Here is a 227-nt window from a genome sequence, read left to right on the forward strand (position 1 = left end):
CCGGGGCTAGGATATGTGAAATTCTAGCCCTAGAATGGGATGATATAAATTTCGAGAAAAAGAGTATATCTATCGCAAAAAGCCTATCTCGGGGCTTTGTAAAAAATAGGACGAAAACCGGGGTAGATAGAGAGATACCGCTATTTGACCAGGTGCTGCCATACCTCAAAGAGCTTGAAAAAACTCGAGATAGCAAATGGCTTTTTTCACACAAGAAAGAGCATCTA

The 227-nt window shown here is 41.0% G+C and carries 1 protein-coding gene; it reads left to right on the forward strand.

Annotated elements, in window-relative coordinates; translation table 11 throughout:
- The coding region (locus CCAL5182_RS09030) for a tyrosine-type recombinase/integrase (RefSeq protein WP_336610848.1) at positions 1-227 on the forward strand (227 nt) is incomplete at both ends.

Source organism: Campylobacter sp. 7477a, assembly GCF_014892335.1.
Taxonomy (GTDB): Bacteria; Campylobacterota; Campylobacteria; order Campylobacterales; family Campylobacteraceae; genus Campylobacter_A; species Campylobacter_A californiensis.